Source organism: Brevibacterium sp. HMSC22B09, assembly GCF_001806795.1.
GTDB classification, from domain to species: Bacteria; Actinomycetota; Actinomycetes; order Actinomycetales; family Brevibacteriaceae; genus Brevibacterium; species Brevibacterium ravenspurgense.
Genome location: NZ_KV786004.1, coordinates 50,401 through 75,575 on the forward strand (window position 1 = coordinate 50,401; position 25,175 = coordinate 75,575).

The window sequence follows — 25,175 nt, forward strand, 5'->3', positions numbered from 1 at the left end:
GCGCAGTGCTGAGAACCCGCGAAGCAGGATCCCTGCGTCTGACCGACAAGGGCCAGATCGTCACCCTCACCGGATGGGTCGACCGTCGCCGTGACCACGGCGGGGTTGCATTCATCGACCTCCGCGACGCCTCGGGCATTGTGCAGGTCGTCGTCCGCGAAGACGTCGCCGACCGCCTGCGCAGCGAATCCGTCATCAAGGTGACCGGAACCGTCGAAGCCCGCCCGGAAGGCAACGCCAACCCGCAGCTTCCCACCGGTGACATCGAAGTGGTAGACACCCAGGTCGAACTGCTCAGCCTGGCTGAAGCCCTCCCGTTCCAGGTGTCCGACCACGCAGAGGACTCCGGCCAGGTGGGTGAAGAAACCCGCCTGCGCTACCGCTACCTCGACCTGCGCCGTTCGGAACAGGCACAGCGCATGCGTCTGCGCTCCAACGCAAACCGCGCAGCCCGCCGCGTGCTCGACGACCACGGATTCATCGAAGTGGAAACCCCCACGCTCACCCGCTCCACCCCGGAAGGTGCGCGCGACTTCCTCGTGCCCGCTCGCCTTAAGCCCGGCTCCTGGTACGCACTGCCGCAGTCCCCGCAGCTGTTCAAGCAGCTGCTCCAGGTGGGCGGCATCGAGAAGTACTACCAGATTGCCCGCTGCTACCGCGACGAAGACTTCCGCGCTGACCGCCAGCCGGAATTCACCCAACTCGACATCGAAGCTTCCTTCGTCGAACAGGAAGACGTCATCGCAATTGCCGAAGACATCCTGCGCGAAGTGTGGGCTCTCATTGACGTGAAACTGCCCGCATCGATTCCGCACATGACCTACCACGAGGCCATGGCCCGCTACGGTTCGGACAAACCGGACCTGCGCTTCGGTCTCGAACTGACGGAACTGACGGAGTTCTTCAAGGACACGCCGTTCCGCGTTTTCCAGGCTCCCTACGTCGGTGCTGTCGTCTACCCGGGCGGTGCTTCGCTGGCGCGTCGCCAGCTGGATGCGTGGCAGGAGTGGGCCAAGCAGCACGGTGCCAAGGGTCTTGCCTATGTGCTCATCGGCGAAGACGGCGAACTCGGCGGTCCTGTCGCGAAGAACCTGTCGGATGCTGAACGCGCAGGCCTGCAGGAGGCCGTTGGCGCATCCAACGGTGACGCGATTTTCTTCGCAGCCGGCGAAAAGAACGCATCGCGTGCCCTGCTGGGTGCCGCCCGCGGAGAAATCGCTGAGCGCACCGGCCTGATCAAGGACGGCGACTGGGCCTTCGTCTGGATTGTCGACGCACCTATGTTCGAATCGGCTGAAGAGGCCGAAGCCGCCGGCGATGTCGCTGTCGGCAGCGGACGCTGGACCGCAGTCCACCACGCCTTCACGGCACCGAAGCCGGATCACCTGGACACCTTTGACCAGGACCCCGCATCTGCGCTGACCAACGCCTACGACATCGTGTGCAACGGCAACGAAATCGGCGGCGGTTCTATCCGCATCCACCGCCGCGACATCCAGGAGCGCGTGTTCAAGGTCATGGGCCTGGACGAAGAAGAAGCCCAGGAGAAGTTCGGCTTCCTGCTCGAGGCTTTCAGCTACGGCGCACCCCCGCACGGTGGCATCGCCTTCGGTTGGGACCGCATCGTGGCCCTGCTGGCCGGCACCGATTCGATTCGCGACGTCATCGCCTTCCCGAAGACCGGCGCGGGCTACGACCCGCTGACGGCTGCTCCAGCGCCCATCACCGCGCAGCAGCGCAAGGATGCCGGCGTTGACGCCAAGCCGAAGGAATCAAAGGACGCCTGATTGGCTGACCTGTTCTCCGCGGAGCCCGAACCGAACGCCGGTTCGGGCTCCGCTTCTGCTCTTGACCCGCTGGCGGTGCGCATGCGCCCGCGCACAATGGACGAAATAGCGGGACAGAAGCACCTCACGTATCCCGGATCGCCGCTGCAGCAGCTGGCCACCTCGCAGGCCGGTTCGAAAGCCGGCCCCAGCTCGGTCATCTTGTTCGGCCCGCCCGGGGTCGGCAAAACCACGATCGCTCACGTTGTCTCGCACGCTCCCGACCGCTCCTTTGTCGAACTGTCGGCGATTTCGGCAACCGTGAAAGACGTCCGCCAGGTCATCGAGACTGCCCGCAATGACCGTGACCTCTACGGACGCACAACGGTTCTGTTCCTCGATGAGATCCACCGGTTCACAAAAGCCCAGCAGGACGCACTGCTGCCGGCAGTGGAAAACCGGCTCGTTGTGCTGGTTGCCGCAACAACGGAAAATCCGTCCTTTTCTGTTATCGCCCCGCTCGTGTCGCGCTCACTCGTGCTGCAGCTCGAACCTCTGAGTGAAGACGATATTCGTTCCCTTCTTGAGCGCGCCCTGCACTCACCGCGAGGTCTGGCCGGCGGCTATGAACTTGAGGAAGAAGCGCTTGAGCACATAGTGCAGACCGCATCCGGGGACGCGCGGAAGTCTCTGACCGTTCTCGAGGCGGCAGCCGGCATCGCTGAGGCCCGCACCGAGGGCGGGACTCCTGTCATCACGGAAGCCGAGGTGCTCGAAGCCGCCAACGAAGCCCGGGTTCGCTATGACAGGGCGGGGGATCAGCACTACGACGTCGTGTCCGCGTTCATCAAGTCGATTCGCGGTTCTGACCCGGATGCAGCGCTGCACTACCTTGCGCGCATGATCTCAGCGGGGGAGGACCCTCGGTTCATCTGCCGCCGCATCGTGATTTCGGCTTCGGAGGACATCGGCATGGCCGACCCGCAGGCGCTGACCGTTGCAGTCTCTGCGCAGACCGCGGTCGAACGGATCGGGATGCCCGAAGGGCGGATCCCCATGGCCCAGGCAGTTGTATATCTGGCCTGCGCGCCGAAATCGAACGCGTCCTACAAGGCAATCGGGGAAGCTCTGGCCGACATCAAAAAGGGAAGCTTCGGCGAAGTCCCCAAACCGCTGCGCGATGCCCACTATCCCGGAGCAAAAACACTCGGCCACGGAGTCGACTACCGCTACTCACACGACTACCCGTACTCCGTTTCACCCCAGGAGTACATGCCCGAACCGCTGCGCGGCAAGCGCTACTACCGGCCCACCGCCAACGGAGCCGAACGCACAATGGAAGACCGTCTGGCCGCCCTCGAAGCGCTGCGCACCGGCAGACCACAGCGCACAGACAGTGCCGAAAAAGGCGAGCCGACACAGACAGAAGGCAAACAGGAAGACTGACAGCGGCACCTCGTCAGGGGAGCGTGGGCGACGACACGCCAGCCCGCATTGTGCCCCGGGCTGTCAATGAACTAAACTGGACCGCTGTTGTGCCTCATATGAATAGGCGGTCGTGATCATTCGACCTCGCGATGATCACCTCTTTCCCACAGGGGGAAACAACAGCTTCTGATCCGACCGAGGCAAGTCGGCCGAAGCACAATACTCTGAAAATGAAAGGTGAACATGGCTCCGTCACGTTCACGCCGACAGGTCCGCCTGTCGCGCGCTCTCGGCATCCCGCTGACCCCGAAGGCTGAAAAGTACTTCGAACGCCGTCCCTACGCTCCCGGTGAGCACGGCCGTGCACGTCGCCGCAACGACAGCGACTACTCGGTCCGTCTGAAGGAAAAGCAGCGCCTCCGCGCTCAGTACGGCATCCGCGAAGCTCAGATGCTCAACCTGTTCAAGGAAGCAGCCCGCACCCCCGGTCTGACCGGTGAAACCCTGGTCGAGCTGCTCGAAATGCGCCTGGACGCCCTCGTCCTGCGCGCTGGCTTCGCCCGCACCATCGCTCAGGCACGCCAGTTCGTCGTCCACCGCCACATCATGGTGGACAATCAGCTGGTCGACCGTCCGTCCTACCGCGTCAAGCCGGGTCAGATGATCCGCGTGCGCGAACGTTCGGTCGGCATGGACCCGTTCCAGGTTGCCGCAGCCGGTGCACACCGCGACGTTCTTCCGACCGTTCCCGGTTACCTGACCGTGAACCTTGAGGCACTGCAGGCCACCCTGGCCCGCCGCCCCAAGCGCGAAGAAGTCCCCGTCACCTGTGACGTCCAGATGGTCGTCGAGTACTACTCGCGCTGATCTGCTTTATTCAAGTGCCCGGGCCGTGTCGGCCCGGGCACTTGTTGTTTGTAGGTGCACTAGACTCGACAAAGCACGCGTCCTGCCTGGCAGGCTGCCAACACCCAAACGGAAAGGCCCGGAATGAAAACTGCTGAGATCAAGCGCCGGTGGCTCGAGTTCTTCGAGTCGAAAGGGCACACCGTCGTTCCCTCGGCCTCGGTGATCAGCAACGACCCGTCGATCCTGTTCAACATCGCGGGCATGGTGCAGTTCATTCCGTACCTTTCCGGCGACGTCCCCGCCCCCTACCCGCGCGCCACGAGCGTGCAGAAGTGCGTGCGCACCGCAGACATCGAAGAGGTCGGCAAAACCACCCGCCACGGCACGTTCTTCCAGATGAACGGCAATTTCAGCTTCGGCGACTACTTCAAGCGCGAAGCCATCCAGTTCGCGTGGGAACTGCTCAGCACCCCCGAAGACAAGGGCGGTCTGGGCTTTGACCCCGAACGCCTGTGGGTCACCGTCCACCGCGAAGACGAAGCCTCGATCGAACTGTGGCTGGAAGAAACCGACATTCCGCGTGAGCGCATTCAGTCCCGCGGAAACGAAGACAATTTCTGGCACACCGGCCAGCCCGGGCCCGGCGGCTACTGCTCGGAAATCTACTTCGACCGCGGCACCGACTACGGTGTGGAAGGCGGCCCGGAAGCCGACGAAGACCGCTACATCGAAATCTGGAACCTCGTGTTCATGGAATTCGAGCTCTCCGAGGTTCGCTCGAAGACCGATTTCGACATCAAGGGCGAACTTCCCGCAAAGAACATCGACACCGGCATGGGCCTTGAGCGCGTTGCTTTCCTTAAGCAGGGCGTCGAGAACATGTACGAAGTCGACGAAGTCTTCCCAGTCATCAAGGCTGCCGCGGACATGGCAGGCATTTCCTACGGCGATGACGAAGAAGACGATGTCCGCCTGCGCGTCGTGGCCGACCACGTGCGTTCCGCGCTCGTCATCATCGGCGACGGTGTGCGTCCCGGCAACGAAGGCCGCGGGTACATTCTCCGCCGTCTGCTGCGCCGCTCTATTCGCGCTATGCGCCTGCTGGGTGTGAAGGACGAGGTCCTGCCCTCACTCCTGCCGGTGTCGCGCGATGCCATGAAGGAGTCCTACCCCGAACTTGAAAAGGACTTCAAGCGCATCTCGCAGGTTGCCTACGCAGAAGAGCGGGCGTTCCTGCGCACACTGGAATCCGGCACCCAGCTGCTGGAGAACTCTGTTGCAGAGATCAGCTGCGGCGGAACACTGTCCGGTGATGTCGCCTTTGCACTGCACGACACGCACGGCTTCCCAATTGACCTGACTATGGAAATGGCCGAAGAAGCCGGTGTGAAGGTCGACCGCGAAGGCTTTGAAGCGCTTATGAAGGAACAGCGCACCCGCGCAAAGGCCGATGCAAAGGCCAAGAAGGGCGGACTGCAGACCGACCTGAGCGCCTTTGCCGCTCTGCGCGAAGGCGGTCCCAGCGAGTTCGTCGGCTATGACGCGCTCGTGGCTGACTCCACTGTGCGCGGCCTGGTTGCAGACGGTGCCTCCGTTCCCGTGGCACGCGCTGGCGAAACCGTCGATGCCGTTCTCGACCTCACGCCGTTCTATGCCGAATCCGGTGGTCAGACGTCCGACATCGGCATCTTCGTGGGCGACGGCTTCAAGGCGCGGGTCCACGATGTGCAGAACCCGGTTGCCGGTCTTGCCGCACACCGCATCGAGATCCTCGAGGGCGAACTCGAAGCGGGCGCCAGCCTGTCAGCGCAGGTCGACTCCGAACACCGCTACCAGGCTCAGCAGGCTCACTCGGCAACCCACATGATTCATGCCGCTCTGCGCGAAGTCCTGGGTGAAACCGCAACGCAGGCCGGTTCGCTCAACCAGCCCGGCTACCTGCGCTTCGACTACTCCTATCCGGAGGCCATGACCGCGCAGATGCGGGCTGAAGTCGAAGAAGCCGCAAACCTGGCAGTGCGCAACAACTTCGAAGTCGGCTATGAGTACATGTCCTACGAGGACGCCAAGAAGTCCGGTGCGACCGCCCTGTTCGGCGAAAAGTATCCCGAGATCGTCCGTGTGGTCGACATCGGCGGTCTGTGGTCGCGCGAACTCTGCGGTGGTACGCACGTGAAGTCGACAGCTGAGATCGGCCCGATTTCGCTGTACTCCGAAAGCTCGGTCGGCTCCGGCACGCGCCGTGTGGAAGCCAGTGTCGGCCTTGACGCGATTCGCTCGCTGTCGAAGGAACGCGCCATCGTTCAGGCGCTGTCTGACCTGCTCAAGGTGCCCGGTCCGGAAGTCTTCGACCGTGTTGGCGGTCTGCTTGGGCGCATCAAGGAAGCCGAGAAGACCATTGCGCAGCTCGAACGCGACAAGGTGCTGGCCGGTGCGGGCCAGGCTGCGCAGGATGCGCAGACCGTGGGAGATGTGCGCTTTGTCGGTGTCAACCTCGGCGAAGCCGGCGGCGGTGACGTGCGCACCTTTGCACAGGACGTCAAGCAGCGCTTGGGCGACACTGCCTCCGTCGTTGCCGCATTCGGCGCTGCTGGCGGACGCCCCACGGTTGTCGTGGCGGTCAGCCCCGCAGCACAGGAGCTCGGCTTCAAGGCCGGTGACCTCGTCAAGACCGCAACCGGCGTGCTCGGTGGCGGTGGCGGAGGAAAGCCCGACCTCGCCCAGGGCGGCGGTCAAGACGCCTCCAAGATCGACGAGGCGATCGCGGCTGTCCGTCGTGAACTTCAGGAGCGCGGGTGACGTTTCGACGAGGACAACGGCTGGCGGTTGATGTCGGCACGGTCCGCGTGGGCGTTGCCGCGTGCGATCCCGACGGCATCCTCGCCAGCCCTGTCGGGACGCTCTATCGGCGCGAAGGCGACGAAGCCGTGCTGAAGCAGTTCGCACAGCTCATCGAAGAATACGAGCCGATCGAAATCATCAGCGGCAAACCCACATCGCTCGACGGCCGGCAGCGGGCATCCGCGAAAAAAGCTCTGGCTTTCACAGAACAGCTGTCCCGTGCCGTGGGCATGCCCATCAAACTCATGGACGAGCGGTTCTCGACTTCGCAGGCGCACGCGCAGCTTGCCGAAGCGGGACGGAACTCCAAGCAGCGTCGCGAAATCGTGGACGCGCAGGCAGCCGTCATCATCCTGCAGAGCGCCCTCGAATACGAGCGCTCCAATGGGCCGCTGACGGAATCTGTCGGCGTCGGGGAGGAGCCCGCATGAACAGCCTCGTGGACGAGTTCGGCACGGACACGATGACCCGTGCTGAACGCAGAGCACGGGAACGCCGCAAGAAGTTCCGCAGGCGCCGCCTGGTTGCGATCCTCGTGATCGCTGTGCTTCTGCTGGGCGGAGGCGCGGTCGTCGGAGTGCTCACAACGAAGAACTCTCTGGGCGATGCGCTGCTGAGCAGAGGTGACTACGAGGGTGAGGGCAAGGACGAGGTCAAAATCTCGATCGCTCCGGGCTCATCTGCTCGTCAGGTTGCCAATCAGCTGGTCGATGAGGGCGTCATCAAGGCAGCCGGTCCGTTCCTCAAGCAGATTGAGGAACGCGAGATCGTCATTCAGGCGGGCACGTTCACTATGCGCCGCGAGATGAGCTCGAAGGCGGCAGCTGATGTTCTGGAAGCTGCTGAGGCGGCGAACAAGCTGACTTTGGCCGAGGGCAACACGATCAAGGTGCTCAAAAAGAAGCTTGCCGAGCACGAATTCTCCGAGGACGAAATCAACGCGGCCCTTGATGACAAAAAGCCGAAGGACTACGGGCTCGATGTCGATGCGCCGAGTCTCGAGGGTTATCTGCACCCGGCGACATATGAAATCCACGCTGATACGACGCCGGAAAAGCTTGTGCAGTCGATGGTCGACGGCACGAAGAATATGCTCAACGAGCAGGCCATCAGCAATGACGACGCCAACTACTTCATGACTCTGGCCAGCCTCGTGGAGATCGAAGCGACCGGTGATCCCGAGGTGCGCGCCAAGGTTGCTCGAGTGTTCATCAACCGTCTGTCCAAGGACTCCGAAACCCACGGCTACCTGCAGTCTGATGCGACCGTGGCCTATATCTTCGGAGCCCGACAGGATCTGTCGACTACGGCCGAGCAGCGCAAATCCGACAGTCCATACAACACGTACAAGCACAAGGGCCTGCCGCCCGGACCGGTGAACTCGCCGTCCGACGGTGCCTTCGCCGCGGCAAAGAACCCGGCCGAGGGCAAATGGGAGTACTTCGTGGCAACTGACCCGGATAAGGGTGTAGTGAAGTTCGCCGAGACCTTTTCGGAGCACGAAAAGAACGTTAAGGAATACCAGAAGTGGCTCAGGGAGCACCGCGAAAAGAATGGCTGACACACAGCTTGCCGTCCTCGGTTCGCCGATAGCCCACTCACTGTCGCCGGCTCTGCACGCTGCGGCATACCGCACCTTGGGCTGGGACTGGGAGTACGGGCGGTTTGAAGTCGCCGAGGCGGATCTCGCCTCTTTTCTCGATGCTCACTCAGGCTGGGCTGGGTTTTCTGTGACCATGCCGCTCAAAACCGAGCTGGTTCGCTTGGCCGGGCAGCACGGATGGGCCGTTGATGACACCGCCGGGCTGACCGGCGGGGGAAACACGTGGGTAGGCGGTCCGGTGCCAGGGGTCTTCAACACCGATGTGTACGGCATTGAACAGGCTCTGCGTGAAGTGCGCGCGGACGTGTCCGCGTGCGCTGTTGTCGGCAGCGGAGCGACAGCGAAGTCCGCGGTGCTCGCCGCTGTGCACCTGGGCGCTGAACGGGTCGATGTGTACGCCCGGTCTGCGCACAAAGCCCAGGCCCTGGCCGATTTCGCCCAGTACCTCGGCGCGCAGTCGCACACACAGGCAATAGGGGAGCTCCCCCTCGCCAGCTGCTCGACAGTCCTGTCGACCCTGCCCTCGGGGGTTCTGACCGAAGACTCCCTGGAGCTGCCGGAGAACTGCCAGACGACTGTCTTTGAGGCCGGCTATGCCCCCGGCGGCTTTTCGCTTGCCAGGGCCGCAGCCGAGCGCGGCGGAACAGCGGTGTCCGGGCAGCGCATGCTCATCCACCAGGCCATTCGCCAGATTGAGCTGTTCGGCATCGCCCAAGGACAGCTGGCAGGTCCATTCGACGCACAGACACTCACCGCTTTGGAAGAAACGATGACTCAGGAGGCACAAACACTGTGAATGACACGCTGACGCTCGGCTTGGCGCTGCTCATAAGCTCAGCTCTCAGCGTCGGAACGAGTCTTGTCATCCGCTTCCGCTTCGCCGACATCATTCACGACGAAGCGGGACTGCGCCTGCTGATCGGCCAAGGCACTTGGCCGCACAAACCGCCGCGCTTCCTTGCGGTCGTGTTCACGGCTATCGCCTTCGTTCTGGCTTGGTTGGCCGCCTTCATCACCCCGGTTGTCTTCGGCGATGAACTGGGAACCCTGTTTCCCGTCTCCGCGCTGTCGCTTCTTGCCGGAGCCACCGGCTGGCTGTTCTGGATCGACAGCAGAATCCACCGCCTGCCGGACAGACTCGTGCTTCCGCTGGGCGCAGCCATGTTCCTCGTGACCGCCGTCGGCCTGGTGGTGGGGTACTTCGAAACCGTCAAAGCCGCGCAGACTGCCGGCATCCGGGGCCTGATCGGCGCAGCGATTGTCGTGGCGGTCTTCGGTGTTCTCAACCTCGTGGCCTACGTGGGCCGCTGGGACACTATCGGCTTAGGCGATGTGAAACTCGGCGCGCTCATCGGACTCGCCGTTGGGATGGTCAGCCTGTGGGGCCTCATAGTGGTCTTGGCAGTCGCCAACGCATCCGCTCTCGTGTACTGGATCAACACCAAGTTCATTAAACGCGCCAAGGTTACCCACATCGCTTTCGGACCACATCTGCTTATCGGCACGTGGACTGCCGTTCTGCTCACGCCGCTGGCTTTGTAGACTCTGAAGAATGTTGAGATGGTTGACCGCCGGCGAATCCCACGGCGAAGCTCTGACGGGCATTATCGAAGGCCTGCCCTCCCACGTCCCCGTGACGTCCGAGATGATTTCGGCCGCCCTGGCCAGACGCCGCCTGGGCTACGGGCGCGGGGCGCGAATGAAGTTCGAAGCAGATGCCGTTCGCGTGCTCGGCGGCGTTGTCCACGGACGCACCCTGGGATCGCCGATCGCAATTGAGGTCGGCAACACCGAATGGCCCAAGTGGGAAAAGGTCATGAGCCCCGACCCGGTAGACCCGGCCGCACTCGAAGGCCAGGCCCGGGCTCAGGCTCTCACTCGTCCTCGTCCCGGCCACGCTGATCTGGTCGGCATGGAGAAGTACCGCTTCGACGAGGCCCGTCCGATCCTCGAACGGGCATCTGCGCGTGAAACCGCGATGCGCGTTGCCCTGGGTGCCGTCGCACAGTCATTCCTGTCAGAACTCGGCATCACGCTGGTCTCGCACACCGTGTCGATTGGGCCTGTCGAAGGCTCCCGCGTTGCGGCCCGCCCCACGGCTGCCGATGTCGAGGCACTCGATGCGGACCCCATGCGGTGCTTTGATCAGGAACTGTCGGCTCGCATGGTCGCAGAGGTCGACGACGCCAAGAAGTCCGGCGATACTCTTGGCGGCGTCGTCGAGGTCGTTGCCTACGGACTGCCAGTCGGTCTGGGTTCCCACGTGCACTGGGACCGTCGCATTGACTCTCGCCTTGCGGGAGCCCTCATGGGCATTCAGGCCATCAAGGGCGTTGAAGTCGGCGACGGGTTCGAAACCGCGCGTCGCCGCGGATCCCAGGCACATGACGAAATCGGCCTCGACGGAGACAGCGCCGTGCGTGCAAGCAACCGAGCCGGCGGAACGGAAGGCGGTATGACGACGGGCGAACCGCTCGTTGTGCGTGCAGCTATGAAGCCGATCGCCACCGTGCCGCGCGCCCTGGGCACAATCGACGTGCAGAAGAGGGAAGCCGCAAAAGCCCACCACCAGCGTTCGGATGTCTGCGCTGTTCCAGCCGCGGGCGTTGTCGCCGAAGCGATGGTGGCTCTCGTCATCGCCGAAAGCGTCACCGAGAAATTCGGTGGGGACTCGCTTGAAGAAACCAAGCGCAACCTCGACGCCTACGTGGCCCAACTGAACTTCCCGACGACATGACCGAACGGCCGCTGCCACGACCGGCCCCGCCCGTCGACCCCGTCCCGGCGGCCGGAGCGCGCATTGTCATGGTCGGCCCACCCGCGGCGGGAAAATCAACCATTGGGCGGCTGATCGCCGAGCGGCTCGACATTCCCTTTGTCGACACCGACCACCGGATTGCCGAACTCTACGGGCCGATCCCGCAGATCTTCGCCGAGCGCGGTGAGGACCGCTTCAGGGAATACGAGCGCGCCGTTGTGCGCCGTGAGCTGCGGCGCCTGCTGGAACGGCCGGGAGTCGTATCGCTCGGCGGCGGTGCGGTGCTCAACCCGGGTACGCGAGCTCAGCTCAAGCATCCTGCGATCAAGACGATCGCCATTGAGATCGACAGCACGACAGCCGTGCAGCGCCTCGGCGGTTCCAGACGACCGCTGCTCGATGACAGCGATGATCCCGGTGCCCGCTGGCAGCGGGTGTTCGACGAACGGCGCAGCCTGTACGAAGAAGCCGCAACAGCCGTCATCCAGGCCGATGACGGTCCGCCGTCAACGGCAGTCAACAGAATCATCGGGATCATCACCGGCCTGCAGCGGGCCGAAGAATACGAAAAATTCCGTGAAAGCAGCCAGGAACAGGAGTTGCAGTGACAGACGCAGTCGTGCCGGTCAGCGCCGGGGGAGACTACGACGTTGTTATCGGACACAAGCTCATGCACCGACTGCCGGAGCTCATCGGCGGTCGCGCGCAGAAAGTGCTCATCATCTACCCGCGGGCACTGCGGACAACCGGTGACCACGTTCGCGACGATCTCCAGGCGGCAGGCTACGAGGCTCTCGCGGCAGAAATCCCGGATGCTGAAGAGGCTAAGCACAGCCGTGTAGCCGAATTCTGCTGGAAGATCCTCGGCCAGTCCGACTTCACCCGCACTGACGTCATCGTCAACGTCGGCGGGGGAGCAGTGACCGACCTGGGCGGCTTTGTCGCCGCCACGTGGCTGCGCGGCATCCGCTACATCAACATCCCCACGACGGTGCTCGGCATGGTTGATGCCGCAGTGGGAGGCAAAACCGGCATCAATACGGAAGAGGGCAAGAACCTCGTCGGCGCCTTCCACGCGCCAGCGGGTGTTCTGTGCGATCTGGAAACGCTGGGCACTCTGCCGCCGAACGAACTGTTCACGGGTCTTGCCGAAAGTGTCAAGTGCGGTTTCATTGCCGATCCGGAAATCCTCGACATCATCGAAAAGACGCCCAAGGATTCACTTACCGACCCCGAATCGCCGGAGCTGTTCGAGGTCATCCGGCGCTCCATCGCGGTCAAGGCGGCTATTGTGAGCGAAGACTTCCAGGAATCGGGTAAACGCGAATTCCTCAACTTCGGGCACACCCTGGGCCACGCGATCGAGCGACTGGAGCGCTACCAGTGGCGCCACGGGGCAGCGGTTGCCGTCGGCATGATGTTCGCCGCGGAGCTGTCGGTGCTCACCAAGAACCTGTCGGAGGAAAACGTCAACCGCCTGCGCGGCATTCTTGAGCACCTGGGTCTGCCCACCGGCTACCGCGGTGACAAATGGCCGCAGCTGCTCGATACCATGCGGCGGGACAAAAAGGCCCGCGGTTCACTTCTGCGGTTCATCGTCCTGGAGGACATCGGCCGTCCAGCAGTGCTTGAGGCAGCCGACACCTCGCTGCCGTTCAGCGCATACACGGCCATCGGAACTGATTCGCCCATCACGCGACTGAGCTGAGCACTGATACAATCGACGGGGTTTTCGCCCATTCATTCAATGAAGGAGAAACGTGGCAACGACGAATGATCTGAAGAACGGCATGGTGCTGGTTCTCGACAACGAACTGTGGCAGGTGCTGGAGTTCCTGCACGTCAAACCCGGCAAGGGCCCGGCTTTCGTTCGCTCCAAGATCAAGAACGTTCTGTCAGGAAAGATCGTCGACCGCACGTTCAACGCGGGCACCAAGGTGGAAACCGCCACGGTCGACCGTCGCGACATGCAGTACCTGTACAACGACGGCACCGACTACGTCTTCATGGACGAAAAGGACTACGAGCAGGTGTCCATCGGCCCCGACCTCGTTGGCGACGCAGCGAACTTCATGCTGGAAAACCAGTCCCTGCAGATTGCCTTCCACGAAGGCAACCCGCTCTACGTTGAACTCCCGCCGATCGTAGAACTGACGATTGCACACACCGAACCCGGCCTGCAGGGCGACCGCTCTTCCGGCGGAACCAAGCCGGCAACCCTGGAAACCGGATACGAAATCCAGGTTCCGCTGTTCCTCGAAGAGGGCACCCCGGTGCGTGTGGACACCCGCTCCGGTGAGTACCTCGGGCGCGTTCGCGATTGAGCGCCCGCAGCCGCGCCCGCCGCAGGGCGCTTGAACTTCTTTTTGAAGCCGGGGAGCGCAAGCTGGATGAAAACGAACTCATCCAGCTGCGCTCCGGCGACCCCGAATACCCCATGAAGGAGTACGCGGTCGAAATCGTGCGCGGTGTTGTTGAACACCGCGACGACATCGACGCCACACTGCGTGAGTATTCGGAATGGAACGTCGACCAGCTGCCGAAGGTCGACGTGGCCCTGTTGCGCATGGGCCTGTGGGAAGTTCTCTACAACGACGAACTCGACGATCCCATTGCGATCGACGAAACCGTCAGCCTCGCCGCGGCCTATTCGACCGACGATTCGCCGGCCTTCATAAACGCGCTCCTAGACCGTGTGAGCAAGCAGGGGAAGAAGGACCGCGGCACTTCAGACCAGGCTGCGTCACAACCGCAGCCGGACTCAGCACAGTCCGACGAAGGCTCAGACGAACAGGACTGATCCGGGTTCGGCTATGCTGATGGAAATCACTCCTTTAATGACCGTCCAGTGAGGCGGGGAAGGGGGACCGATGCGCACAGCCGAAGTTTTCGACGCGAGTGAGATCTCGCGCGCGCTGACACGCATTGCCCACGAAATTCTCGAATCCAACAAGGGTGCCGAAGGGCTTCTGCTCTTGGGCATTCCCACGCGCGGGGTGCCGCTGGCTCAGCGTTTGGCGCAGCGCATTTGCGCCATTGAACCGGATGTGAGTGCTGACAAGATTGTCGGCAGCATCGACGCGACGATGCACCGGGACGATCTCAACACGGGCAAGCTCCGCCCGGCTCTGCCCACGCAGCTGCCTGAAAGCGGCATTGACGGCCGCACTGTCGTACTGGTCGATGACGTTCTGTACTCGGGACGTACGGTGCGGGCTGCACTCGACGCTCTGCACGACTATGGCCGCCCGCAGGCGGTGCGCCTTGCTGTCCTCGTTGACCGCGGTCACCGCCAGCTGCCGATTCGCGCTGACTTTGTGGGCAAGAACCTGCCCACCTCCGCCGAGGAGCGGGTTACGGTCTCGCTGTCCGAAACGGACGATGCGGATGACCGGGTCGTCATCACCTCCCCGGTGGGAGGTGAGGAGTGATGCGTCACCTGCTTGGCACCTCGGACCTGGAGAAGGCTGACGCTGTTGATCTGCTCGACATTGCTGAAGCCATGACCGTCTCCGGCGGTCAGGCGGTCAAGAAGCTGCCCGCGCTGCGCGGGCGCACCGTCGTCAACCTGTTCTTCGAAGACTCCACCCGCACGCGCATTTCCTTTGAGGCAGCAGCCAAGAGGCTGAGCGCGGACGTCATCAACTTCTCGGCCAAGGGTTCGTCGGTCTCTAAGGGAGAAAGCCTGCAGGACACGGTGCAGACGCTCGGGGCCATGGGCATCGATGCAATCGTCATCCGCCACCCCGGTTCTGGCACACCGCACTTCCTGGCCGGCAGCGAATGGACTGACGCACACATCCTCAACGCCGGTGACGGCATGCACGAACATCCCACGCAGGCGCTGCTCGACGCTTTCACGCTGCGCCGCATCCTGTCGGACGAACCGGTTTCCGGTCCGGCTGAAGCGAGCTTCGGCAAGGATCTTTCCGGCATGCGGGTCGCCATCGTCGGCGATGTTCTGCACTCCCGCGTGGCACGGTCCAATGTGCACCTGCTGGAAACCCTCGGCGCGTCTGTCGTCCTCATCGCCCCGCCCACCCTGCTGCCGTGGGGCGCAGAAAGCTGGCCGTGTGAAATCCGCTATGACTTCGATGCCGCGCTCGAAGAGTTCTCCTTCGACGCCGTCATGATGCTGCGCGTGCAGCGTGAGCGCATGCACCAGGCGTTCTTCCCCGGACCGCGCGAATACACGCGCCTGTGGGGGCTCACGGAGGACCGCTACCGCCGTCTGCCCGAAACAGCCGCGATTCTGCACCCCGGGCCCATGAACCGCGGTTTTGAAATCTGTGCGGCCGCCGCCGATTCGCCCCGCGCCGCCGTCCTCGGACAGGTGGAAAACGGCGTCTACGTGCGCATGGCGGCCCTCTATCGCCTTCTGACCGGTCGCACTTCGGAGGACATGCAATGACATCTCTGCTCATCACCAACGCCCAGCTGCCCGACGGCAGCACAGGTTCGATTGCCGTTCGCGACGGCCGGATCGTCGAATCCGTCGACAGCCCCGACACCACGATCGACGCGACGGGGCTTGTGGCCCTGCCCGGTCTTGTCGACATGCACGTCCACCTGCGCGAACCCGGCAAAGAAGACGCTGAGACAGTTGCCACCGGTTCGGCCTCAGCCGCCCGCGGCGGCTTCACCGCCGTCAACGCCATGGCCAACACACAGCCTGTGGCTGACACCGCGGGTGTCGTTGAGCAGGTGTGGCGCCTGGGCCGCGAGGTGGGGCTGACCGAGGTGGCTCCGATCGGTGCGGTCACCGTCGGCCAGGAGGGCACTCAGCTGGCAGAGCTGGGCGCCATGGCCGGCAGCGCAGCACAGGTGCGCATCTTCTCCGATGACGGCATGTGCGTGCACGATCCGCTCCTTATGCGCAGAGCTCTCGAATACGTCAAGACCTTTGACGGCATCATCGCCCAGCACGCGCAGGACCCTCGGCTGACCGAGGGAGCGCAGATGAACGAGGGCACCGTATCGGCCAAGCTCGGTCTGCCCGGCTGGCCGGCCGTTGCCGAAGAATCGATCATCGCCCGGGACATCCTGCTGGCCGAACACGTGGGTTCGCGACTGCACGTGTGCCACCTGTCAACAGCCGGTTCGGTTGAACTGGTGCGCTGGGCGAAATCGCGCGGCGTCCGGGTCACTGCCGAGGTCACCCCGCACCACCTCATGCTCACCGACGAACTCGTCGAATCCTTCGATCCGGTGTACAAGGTCAACCCGCCGCTGCGCACCCGCCGTGACGTCGAAGCGGTCCGCGACGGCCTGGCCGACGGCACAATCGACATTGTGGCCACCGACCACGCACCGCACCCCGCAGAACACAAGTGCTGCGAATGGTCAGCTGCGGCCATGGGCATGGTCGGCATGGAATCGGCTCTGCCGATCGTGGTCGAAGCTATGCGCGACTACGATTTCGGCTGGGCAGACATCGCACGCGTCATGAGCACCAACCCGGCATCGATTGCCGGGCACACCGAGCACGGCTCATTGGAAGTCGGAACGGGTGCGAACATCATTCTGGTCGACCCGAATGCCCCCGGTGTCGTCGAACCCGACACCCACGCGACCAAGGGCCGCAACAACCCCTTCCGCGGGCTCGAGATCAGCACGCGGGTCGTGCACACCATCCTGTACGGCACCCACATCGTTGAAAACGGCGACATCGTTCGCAAGCACGAACTTCGGGAGGGCTCGTGGATCGGCTGATCCCGGTGCTCGTCCTCGCCGCCATCGCAGTGGGGATCCTCGTGCTCATGCGCTGGGGATGGAAAGCTCGACAGAAACGCCAGGCCGACATTCCCGCCCCGCAGCCGGCCGCACCGACGGACAGCGGCTACGACGGCTACTACATTGCGACAACGCCGGCCGGCCAGCACCTCGAGAGGATCAACGTCCACGGTCTCGGTGTGCGAACAGGTGCCGGACTCGACGTCCAAGACGACGGGGTCGTGTTCAGCCTCGACGGGCGCGACGCGTTCCGGATCCCCGCCGAAGACATCGTGGATGTTTTCTTCGGCTCCGGCATGATCGGCAAGTTCACCGAAAAAGACGGAATCATCATCATCCGCTGGAACCTCGGAGACCACGAAGTCGACACGGGCTTCCGCCCCCGAGCACACAGTGCCAAGAAGACCATCGCCGCGGAAATCGACACACTCAAAGGTAGGAGACGATGAGCCTGCGCACACAGCCCGCCCAGCTCGTTCTGGAAGACGGCACGCACTACACGGGAGCCGGTTTCGGGGCCCTGGGCACAACGGTCGGCGAGGCGGTCTTCACCACCGCTATGACCGGCTACCAGGAGACCCTGACCGACCCTTCGTACCACCGGCAGATCGTGATTCACGCGTTCCCCCACATCGGCAACACCGGGGTCAACAGCGAAGACAGCGAATCACGCCGCTGCTGGGCAGCCGGCGTCGTCGTCCGCGACCCTTCCCGGATCACATCGAACTGGCGCGCAGAAGGTGACTACGAAGAACACCTGAAGTCCATCGGGCTGGTCGGAATCTGCGACGTCGACACTCGTGCGCTGACCCTGCACCTGCGGGACAAGGGCGCCATGCGGATGGGCATTTTCTCCGGTGATGACGCTCAGAAGCCAGTGGATGAGCTGCTTGAGATCGTCCGCCAGGCCCCGCAGATGGAGGGCGCGGACCTCGCCTCGGAAGTCACCTGTGATGCCCCCTACACGATTCCCGCTCAAACCGAGAAGCGCTTCTCGGTTGTGGCCTACGATCTCGGCGTGAAGAAGACAACGCTGGAGCAGCTGGCCCAGCGCGGCCTCGAAGTGACCGTGGTGCCGGCAAACACGACGGTTGAGGAACTCACCGAGCTTTCCCCCGACGGCGTGTTCTTCTCCAATGGTCCGGGCGACCCCTCTGCCATGAAGCAGCCGATCGCAGTGCTGCAGCACGTGCTGAAAGAGCGCATCCCGTTCTTCGGCATCTGCTTCGGCAACCAGCTGCTGGGCCGCGCCCTGGGCTTTGACACCTACAAACTTCCCTTCGGCCACCGCGGATCGAACCAGCCGGTTCTCGACGTCGCGTCGGGCCGTGTCGAAATCACCACGCAGAATCACGGCTTCGCGGTCGATGCGCCGCTGGGCGAGCCGGTCACGGCACCGAACTCCGAGTACGGCAGGGTGCAGGTTTCGCACATCGGCATGAACGACAAGGTTGTCGAGGGGCTCAAGTGCCTCGACATCCCCGCGTTCTCGGTGCAGTTCCACCCGGAATCAGCGGCGGGACCACATGATTCGCGCACCCTATTCGACACTTTCGTCCAGCTGCTGGCTGACAACGCCAAGGAGAACTGATGCCGCTGCGTACAGACATCAAGACCGTCATGGTCATCGGCTCGGGTCCGATCGTCATCGGCCAGGCCTGCGAATTCGACTACTCGGGAACCCAGGCGTGCCGCATTCTGCGCCGCGAAGGTCTGCGGGTTGTGCTCGTGAACTCCAACCCGGCGACCATCATGACCGACCCCGAGCTGGCCGACGCCACCTATGTCGAGCCGATCGACCCCGATGTGATCGAGAAGATCATCGAAAAAGAAAAGCCGGACGCGCTTCTGCCGACTCTCGGCGGGCAGACGGCGCTCAATGCGGCCATCAACCTGCACGAATCGGGAGTTCTTGCCAAGCACGGTGTTGAGCTCATCGGCGCTGACGTCGATGCGATCCAGCGCGGTGAAGACCGCCAGCAGTTCAAAGACGTCGTCGAACAGTGCGGCGCCGAAGTCGCCCGCTCCTACATTGCGAACACAATGGACGAAGTCCTCGACGGCGCTGAAAAGCTCGGCTACCCGCTCGTGGTGCGTCCGTCGTTCACAATGGGCGGCTTGGGCTCGGGCATGGCCTACTGCGAAGAGGACCTGCGCCGGATCGCCGGTGACGGCCTGCACGACTCGCTGACAAACGAGGTGCTGCTCGAAGAGAGCATTCTCGGGTGGAAGGAGTTCGAACTCGAACTCATCCGCGACAAGAACGACAACGTCATCGTCGTGTGCGCAATCGAGAACTTCGACCCCGTCGGCGTGCACACCGGCGATGCCATCACGGTGGCCCCGTCGCTGACCCTGACGGACGTCGAGTATCAGAAGCTGCGCGACATCGGCATTGCGATCATCCGGGGTGTCGGCGTGGAAACCGGCGGCTGCAACATCCAGTTCGCCATCCATCCTGATACCGGCCGCATCGTCGTCATCGAAATGAACCCCCGCGTGTCGCGTTCCTCGGCACTGGCCTCGAAGGCGACTGGCTTCCCGATCGCCAAGATCGCGGCGAAGCTCGCCGTGGGCTACACGCTCGACGAAATCCCGAACGACATCACGGCAACAACCCCGGCGGCGTTCGAACCCGCCCTGGACTACGTGGTGGCGAAGATTCCGCGCTTTGCCTTTGAGAAGTTCCCGGCCGCTGACCCGACCCTGACGACCACCATGAAGGCCGTCGGCGAAGTCATGGCGCTCGGCCGCAACTTCACGACCGCGCTGCAGAAGGCGCTGCGCAGCCTCGAGAAGAAGAACTCCGAGTTCTCCTTCGATGTTCCGTTCAACCTCGAAGACAGCAGTGTGCGCACTGATGTCGAAGCAAAGCTCGCGCACGCAACCGAGGACCGCATCTACACGGTTCAGCGCGCCCTCATGTCGGGTATGAGCATTGACGACGTCTTCGAACACACGAAGATCGACCGCTGGTTCCTCGACCAGATTGCGCTCATCAACGAAGTTGCCGACTTCGTTCGCGAAGCCGAGGACCTGACTCCGGAGGTCCTGACGATCGCCAAGAAGCACGGGTTTTCGGACCGGCAGATAGCGCAGCTGCGCAACCTCGACCCGGCTGTTGTCATGGGGGTTCGCCATGCGCTGGGCGTTCGCCCGGTCTACAAGTCGGTCGACACGTGCGCCGGGGAATTCGAAGCGAAGACCCCGTATTACTACTCGAGCTACGACGCGACGAGCGAAGTCGCACCGCGGGAACGCGAAGCCGTCATCATCTTGGGCTCCGGTCCCAACCGCATCGGCCAGGGCATCGAATTCGACTACTCCTGTGTGCACGCGGCTATGGCGCTCGAATCTGCCGGATACGAAACCGTCATGGTCAACTGCAACCCGGAAACCGTGTCGACGGACTATGACACCGCCGACCGTCTGTACTTCGAGCCGCTGACGCTTGAGGACGTTCTCGAGGTGTACCACGCCGAAGCGCAGGCCGGTCCGGTTACCGGTGTCATCTGCACCCTGGGCGGGCAGACCCCGCTGGGTCTGGCAACCGCTCTCAAGGATGCGGGCGTGCCGATTCTCGGCACCCAGCCCGAAGCGATCGACTTGGCGGAGGACCGCGGTGAGTTCGGCCGGATCATGGCCGAAGCCAACCTCGTGGCACCCAAGCACGGCACCGCCGTCACCTTTGATGAGGCTGTCGACATTGCCGAGGAGATCGGCTACCCGGTGCTCGTGCGCCCCTCCTATGTGCTGGGCGGTCGCGGCATGCAGATCGTGTACGACTCCGAGCAGCTGCGCTCCTACATGGAGACCGCAACAGAGGTGTCGTCCGACCGGCCGGTGCTTGTTGACAAGTTCCTCGACGATGCCGTGGAAATCGACGTCGACGCCCTGTACGACGGCGAAGAGCTCTACATCGGCGGAATTTCCGAGCACATCGAAGAGGCCGGTGTGCACTCCGGTGACTCGACGTCTGTTCTGCCTTCGATCAGCCTGGGTGAGAGCGTTCTGCAGCGCGTTCGCGAAGCAACGCTTGCGATTGCCCGCGGCACGGGTGTGCGCGGCCTGCTCAACATCCAGTTCGCGGTTGCAGCTGACATTCTGTACGTCATCGAGGCCAACCCGCGTGCTTCACGCACCGTGCCGTTCGTGTCGAAGGCAACCCACCGCCAGCTGGCCAAGGCCGCGGCCCTCATTGCCGTCGGCAGCACCGTCAGCCAGCTGCGCGGCACGATCCTCGCCGAAGAGTCCGACGGTTCGCACCTGCCGTTGGACCACCCGGTCACGGTGAAGGAAGTTGTTCTTCCGTTCCGCCGTTTCCGCACCCCGGAGGGCAAAGTCGTCGACTCGATCCTCGGCCCGGAAATGCGTTCGACCGGCGAAGTCATGGGCATTGCCCCGAACTTCCCGGAAGCATTCGCGAAAGCTCAGCTGGGCGCCTCGACCGCGTTGCCCACAGAGGGCCGCGTGTTCGTGTCGATTGCCGACCGCGACAAGCGCTCGATCGTCCTGCCGGTCAAGACCCTTGCCGACATGGGCTTTGAAATCGTCGCCACCGCCGGCACGGCAGATGTTCTGGCCCGCCACGGAGTGCCCAGCACGCGGATTGCCAAGCACTACGAAGCCGCTGACGGCGAGGACACGATTCTGCAGAAGATCGACCGGCGGGAAATCGACCTCGTGGTCAATGTTCCGTCTGGCCGCCAGGAGCGCTCCGACGGCTACGAGATCCGCGCGGCGGCCATTGCCGCGAACGTGCCGATCATGACCACGACGGCCGCTTTCTCATCGGCTGTCGGCGCCATCGACGTACGCCGTCGGGGAACTGCCGAAGTCCGTTCGCTCCAGGACTGGGCATGACGTTCAGGAACTGGCACGACGCCGCACAGGCAAGCCCCCTGTGCGTGGGAATTGATCCTCATCCCGAGCAGATCGCGCAGTGGGGTCTGCCGGACACCCCGGACGCGCTCGGCACTTTCGCACAGAACGTGCTGAGCGCGGCCACAGAGCGGGCGAAGTTCATCAAGCCCCAGTCAGCTTTCTTTGAACGGCACGGCTCAGCCGGGATCGCGGTTCTCGAAGATCTGTTGGCGCAGGCTCGTGAAGCCGGCGTCATGTCGATCCTCGACGCCAAACGCGGCGACATCGGTTCGACTATGGCCGGCTACGCCGACGCCTACCTCAACCCTGCACGACCGCTGGCAGCTGACGCGCTGACCGTGTCGCCCTACCTGGGGGTTGGGTCATTGCGGCCGGCCATGGAGCTTGCGGCAGAACACGGCAAAGGCCTGTTTGTTCTCGCCCTGACTTCCAATCTGGAAGGCAGGGAAGTGCAGCACGCCCGAACCCAGGAGGGTAGGGCAGTAGCCGCCGAGGTGGTCCGGCACGCTGAGGAGGTCAACGGTCAGCTCGATGTGCCTCTGATCGGCCTGGTGGTGGGTGCGACCATCGGCACTGCCGCGGCTGATCTTGGAATTGATCTGCCGAGCTTTTCGGGGCCCGTGCTGTCGCCGGGTTTCGGTTCGCAGGGGGCCGGGGTTGCCGACCTCGAGGCGGTGTTCGGGGATGCCTACAGCGACGGGAGGGTGATCGTCAATGCCTCGCGGTCCCTTTCGCGTCGCGGTCCGGACAGTGCCGACATTGCGGATGAAATAACCACGGTTATCGAAGCTTTGAGGCCAAAAGGCCGATAGACTGCGAGTGTCCCGATCTATAAACGGATCTTGAGGAGGGGGACACATTGGTACTGACGCCATTGACTGAGGAGCAGCGATCAGCTGCCCTGCGCAAGGCCTTTGACGCTCGTGTCGAACGGGCGGAAGTCAAAGCAGATCTGAAATCAGGCAAGAAGACGCTCGCCCAGGTGCTCGCGGAAGCGGGTGACAGCGAGGCGCTGCAGAAAATGAAGGTGTATGACCTCCTGCGCGCAATCCCCAAGGTAGGGGACAGACGTGCAGAGGCCATTATGGAAGAAGTCGGCATCGCCATGTCACGTCGTATCAGAGGCTTGGGCGTGCACCAGCGGGCCGCGCTATTGGAGAAATTTGAGTGAACCAGTTCTGACCGTGCTCACCGGCCCATCCGCGGTCGGCAAGGGCACCGTCGTCCAGCACGCCAAGAACAGCGCCGACCGCCTGTGGCTGTCGGTGTCCGCAACCACACGCGATCCTCGCCCCGGCGAAGTCGACGGTGAGCACTATCGATTTGTGACGGACGCCGAATTCGACGAGCTCATAGAAGCGGGCAAGATGCTCGAGTACGCCGTCGTGCACGGTCATCACCGCTACGGAACGCCGTCGGACCCTGTCGAGCAGGCTCTGGCCGATGGCCTGGCGCCGCTTTTGGAAATCGACCTCGACGGGGCGCGCCAAGTGCGTGAGCACGCACCGAACGCGCGTTTCGTGTTCATGGCACCGCCCAGCTGGGACGAACTCGTCCGCCGGCTCACCGGCCGCGGCACCGAAACGCCCGAACAGATTGCCCGTCGCCTTGAGACCGCGCGCACTGAACTGGCGGCGCAGGACGAATTCGACCACGTGATCGTCAACACCGATGTTTCAGCAGCGGCTGCCGAACTAGTAGACTTGATGGGACTGTCATCAGACACCCCTAGGTGAATGTGGAGAAATTTCTTGACTGCTAACCCCGAAGGCATCACCAACCCGCCGATCGACGATCTGCTCAATGTTACGCCGTCGAAGTACGAACTCGTCATCGAGGCCGCACGCCGCGCCCGCCAGATCAACTCGTACTACGCACAGCTGCAGGACGGACTGCTGGAAAACGTCGGTCCGCTCGTGACTCCGGAAGCCGGCGAAAAGCCGCTGTCGATTGCCCTGCGCGAAATCAACGAAGGCAAGCTCGTCAGCCGTGAGGCCACTGCAGAAGAACTCGCTCAGGAAGAAGCTCTCGCAGAAGAGTTCGACTTCAGCTTGGACCCCGACGCACTGTGAACATCGTTCTCGGCGTCACCGGGGGCATTGCCGCGTACAAAGCGGCTCACGTAGTCAGACTTCTGAAAGAAGCGGGACACAGCGTCCGCGTTGTTCCCACCGAAAGCGCTCTGCGCTTTGTCGGCGCACCCACGTGGGAAGCGCTTTCTGGTCAGCCGGTGCAGACTGACGTCTTCACCCGCGTCGAAGAGGTCGAACACGTGCTCATCGGCCAGCAGGCCGACCTCGTGCTGATCGCCCCGGCAACGGCGGACAGCCTGGCGCGCATTCGCGCTGGCATGGCCGATGATCTTCTGACTGCCACGGTGCTGACCACGACGGCGCCTGTCGTGGTTGCTCCCGCCATGCACACCGAGATGTGGTTCAACCCGGCCACCGTCGACAACGTCGCGGTTCTGCGGGCACGTGGTGTGCACGTCCTCGAACCCGCATCGGGTCGTCTGACCGGTGCTGATTCCGGGCCGGGACGTCTGCCCGAACCGCAGGACATCGTGGACTTCGCTCTGTCGGTTCACCGTGAGGCATCGCCTCGTACACACAGCTCTGACAGTGGACTGCTTGCCGGCCGCCGGGTGTTCATCAGCGCCGGCGGCACGCGCGAACCGCTTGATCCGGTTCGCTTCCTCGGCAACCGCTCATCGGGTAAACAGGGTGCGGCTCTTGCTGCGGCCGCTCACCGTTTTGGAGCCGAGGTTGTTCTGGCTGCGGCGAATGTCGATTCTGCGATTCTTGAGACCCTGCCGTCGGGCATTGACATTCGCGAAGTCGAAACCACCGCCCAGTTGGAAAGCGTGTGCCTTGAACAGGCAGCAGAAGCTGACATCGTCATCATGGCTGCCGCTGTTTCTGACTACCGTCCAGCTCAGGCAGCCGGCCACAAAATGAAGAAGGACGGCGACGCCGGACTGACAATCGAGCTTGTGCAGAACCCCGACATCCTCGCCGGTCTTGTTGCCGACCGCCGTGAGGGCCAGACGATCGTCGGATTCGCCGCTGAAACGGGAAGTCCCGAGACCCCCGCTGCGGAACTGGCCAGGCAGAAGATCGTGCGCAAGGGCTGCGACATCCTCGTATTCAACGACGTGTCCGACGGCAAGACCTTCGGCCACGACACCACGCACGTCGAAGTGCTCGCCCTGACGGGTACGGGCGTCGTGGGGCTCGGCGAATTCACCGGAGAAAAAGCCGATGTGTCGGTTTCTGTCATGGAAACGATCGCGAAACACGCGGTCGAATAGGAT

The 25,175-nt window shown here is 63.2% G+C and carries 24 protein-coding genes; all 24 read left to right on the plus strand.

Annotated elements, in window-relative coordinates; genetic code table 11:
- Nucleotides 1–5 precede the first annotated feature (5 nt).
- The 24 genes from aspS to coaBC all read left to right on the plus strand — a co-directional run bounded on the left by aspS (nt 6) and on the right by coaBC (nt 25,172).
- Nucleotides 6–1,787 carry an aspartate--tRNA ligase gene (aspS, locus tag HMPREF3087_RS02510; protein WP_070427940.1) on the plus strand — a complete coding sequence of 594 codons (1,782 nt, stop codon included), beginning with the start codon at nt 6–8 and terminating at the stop codon, nt 1,785–1,787.
- Nucleotides 1,788–3,212, plus strand: a complete 1,425-nt coding sequence (locus HMPREF3087_RS02515) for a replication-associated recombination protein A (RefSeq protein WP_070427941.1) — start codon at nt 1,788–1,790, stop codon at nt 3,210–3,212.
- Nucleotides 3,213–3,437: 225 nt separating this feature from the next.
- Nucleotides 3,438–4,061: a 30S ribosomal protein S4 gene (gene rpsD, locus HMPREF3087_RS02520; RefSeq protein WP_019175133.1), complete on the plus strand. Its 624-nt coding sequence runs from the start codon at nt 3,438–3,440 to the stop codon at nt 4,059–4,061.
- A gap of 123 nt (nt 4,062–4,184) precedes the next feature.
- Complete coding sequence (gene alaS / locus HMPREF3087_RS02525) at nt 4,185–6,842, plus strand: alanine--tRNA ligase (RefSeq protein ID WP_070427942.1); 2,658 nt, start codon at nt 4,185–4,187, stop codon at nt 6,840–6,842.
- Complete coding sequence (gene ruvX / locus HMPREF3087_RS02530; RefSeq protein ID WP_070427943.1) at nt 6,839–7,315, plus strand: Holliday junction resolvase RuvX; 477 nt, start codon at nt 6,839–6,841, stop codon at nt 7,313–7,315. The genes alaS and ruvX overlap by 4 nt, the downstream gene beginning before the upstream one ends.
- A complete protein-coding gene (mltG, locus tag HMPREF3087_RS02535; protein ID WP_070427944.1) occupies nt 7,312–8,445 on the plus strand; it encodes an endolytic transglycosylase MltG in 1,134 nt (377 codons plus the stop codon). The genes ruvX and mltG overlap by 4 nt, the downstream gene beginning before the upstream one ends.
- On the plus strand, nt 8,438–9,283 hold the full coding sequence (locus HMPREF3087_RS02540; protein ID WP_070427945.1) for a shikimate dehydrogenase family protein: 846 nt from the start codon (nt 8,438–8,440) through the stop codon (nt 9,281–9,283). Before mltG ends, HMPREF3087_RS02540 begins: the two co-directional genes overlap by 8 nt.
- Nucleotides 9,280–10,029, plus strand: coding sequence for an A24 family peptidase (locus HMPREF3087_RS02545; RefSeq protein WP_070423520.1), 750 nt, complete (start codon nt 9,280–9,282; stop codon nt 10,027–10,029). The genes HMPREF3087_RS02540 and HMPREF3087_RS02545 overlap by 4 nt, the downstream gene beginning before the upstream one ends.
- 10 nt (nt 10,030–10,039) lie before the next feature.
- Nucleotides 10,040–11,224, plus strand: a complete 1,185-nt coding sequence (aroC, locus tag HMPREF3087_RS02550) for a chorismate synthase (protein ID WP_070423519.1) — start codon at nt 10,040–10,042, stop codon at nt 11,222–11,224.
- Nucleotides 11,221–11,853: a shikimate kinase gene (locus HMPREF3087_RS02555; protein WP_061943049.1), complete on the plus strand. Its 633-nt coding sequence runs from the start codon at nt 11,221–11,223 to the stop codon at nt 11,851–11,853. The genes aroC and HMPREF3087_RS02555 overlap by 4 nt, the downstream gene beginning before the upstream one ends.
- Nucleotides 11,850–12,953: a 3-dehydroquinate synthase gene (aroB, locus tag HMPREF3087_RS02560; protein ID WP_070427946.1), complete on the plus strand. Its 1,104-nt coding sequence runs from the start codon at nt 11,850–11,852 to the stop codon at nt 12,951–12,953. Before HMPREF3087_RS02555 ends, aroB begins: the two co-directional genes overlap by 4 nt.
- Before the next feature lie 52 nt (nt 12,954–13,005).
- Entirely contained in the window at nt 13,006–13,569 is a 564-nt protein-coding gene (gene efp / locus HMPREF3087_RS02565) for an elongation factor P (protein WP_019175124.1), read from the plus strand.
- Nucleotides 13,566–14,045 carry a transcription antitermination factor NusB gene (gene nusB, locus HMPREF3087_RS02570; RefSeq protein WP_070427947.1) on the plus strand — a complete coding sequence of 160 codons (480 nt, stop codon included), beginning with the start codon at nt 13,566–13,568 and terminating at the stop codon, nt 14,043–14,045. Before efp ends, nusB begins: the two co-directional genes overlap by 4 nt.
- A 70-nt stretch (nt 14,046–14,115) precedes the next feature.
- The gene (gene pyrR, locus HMPREF3087_RS02575; protein ID WP_070427948.1) at nt 14,116–14,676 is read left to right on the plus strand and encodes a bifunctional pyr operon transcriptional regulator/uracil phosphoribosyltransferase PyrR; all 561 of its coding nucleotides are present in this window, start codon (nt 14,116–14,118) and stop codon (nt 14,674–14,676) included.
- Nucleotides 14,676–15,656: an aspartate carbamoyltransferase catalytic subunit gene (locus tag HMPREF3087_RS02580; RefSeq protein WP_070427949.1), complete on the plus strand. Its 981-nt coding sequence runs from the start codon at nt 14,676–14,678 to the stop codon at nt 15,654–15,656. The genes pyrR and HMPREF3087_RS02580 overlap by 1 nt, the downstream gene beginning before the upstream one ends.
- Nucleotides 15,653–16,957, plus strand: a complete 1,305-nt coding sequence (locus HMPREF3087_RS02585) for a dihydroorotase (RefSeq protein ID WP_070427950.1) — start codon at nt 15,653–15,655, stop codon at nt 16,955–16,957. The genes HMPREF3087_RS02580 and HMPREF3087_RS02585 overlap by 4 nt, the downstream gene beginning before the upstream one ends.
- Nucleotides 16,945–17,427 carry a PH-like domain-containing protein gene (locus HMPREF3087_RS02590; protein ID WP_061943037.1) on the plus strand — a complete coding sequence of 161 codons (483 nt, stop codon included), beginning with the start codon at nt 16,945–16,947 and terminating at the stop codon, nt 17,425–17,427. The genes HMPREF3087_RS02585 and HMPREF3087_RS02590 overlap by 13 nt, the downstream gene beginning before the upstream one ends.
- A complete protein-coding gene (gene carA, locus HMPREF3087_RS02595; RefSeq protein ID WP_061943035.1) occupies nt 17,424–18,569 on the plus strand; it encodes a glutamine-hydrolyzing carbamoyl-phosphate synthase small subunit in 1,146 nt (381 codons plus the stop codon). The genes HMPREF3087_RS02590 and carA overlap by 4 nt, the downstream gene beginning before the upstream one ends.
- Nucleotides 18,569–21,841, plus strand: coding sequence for a carbamoyl-phosphate synthase large subunit (gene carB, locus HMPREF3087_RS02600; protein ID WP_070427951.1), 3,273 nt, complete (start codon nt 18,569–18,571; stop codon nt 21,839–21,841). The genes carA and carB overlap by 1 nt, the downstream gene beginning before the upstream one ends.
- On the plus strand, nt 21,838–22,674 hold the full coding sequence (pyrF, locus tag HMPREF3087_RS02605) for an orotidine-5'-phosphate decarboxylase (protein ID WP_070427952.1): 837 nt from the start codon (nt 21,838–21,840) through the stop codon (nt 22,672–22,674). Before carB ends, pyrF begins: the two co-directional genes overlap by 4 nt.
- Nucleotides 22,675–22,721: 47 nt before the next feature.
- Nucleotides 22,722–23,033 (plus strand): integration host factor, actinobacterial type, encoded by a 312-nt coding sequence (mihF, locus tag HMPREF3087_RS02610; protein ID WP_061943028.1) that lies wholly within the window; start codon nt 22,722–22,724, stop codon nt 23,031–23,033.
- Nucleotides 23,026–23,598, plus strand: a complete 573-nt coding sequence (gene gmk, locus HMPREF3087_RS02615; RefSeq protein ID WP_061943026.1) for a guanylate kinase — start codon at nt 23,026–23,028, stop codon at nt 23,596–23,598. The genes mihF and gmk overlap by 8 nt, the downstream gene beginning before the upstream one ends.
- 15 nt (nt 23,599–23,613) lie before the next feature.
- Entirely contained in the window at nt 23,614–23,934 is a 321-nt protein-coding gene (gene rpoZ, locus HMPREF3087_RS02620; RefSeq protein WP_082784754.1) for a DNA-directed RNA polymerase subunit omega, read from the plus strand.
- Nucleotides 23,931–25,172: a bifunctional phosphopantothenoylcysteine decarboxylase/phosphopantothenate--cysteine ligase CoaBC gene (gene coaBC / locus HMPREF3087_RS02625; RefSeq protein WP_070427953.1), complete on the plus strand. Its 1,242-nt coding sequence runs from the start codon at nt 23,931–23,933 to the stop codon at nt 25,170–25,172. The genes rpoZ and coaBC overlap by 4 nt, the downstream gene beginning before the upstream one ends.
- Nucleotides 25,173–25,175: the final 3 nt, after the last annotated feature.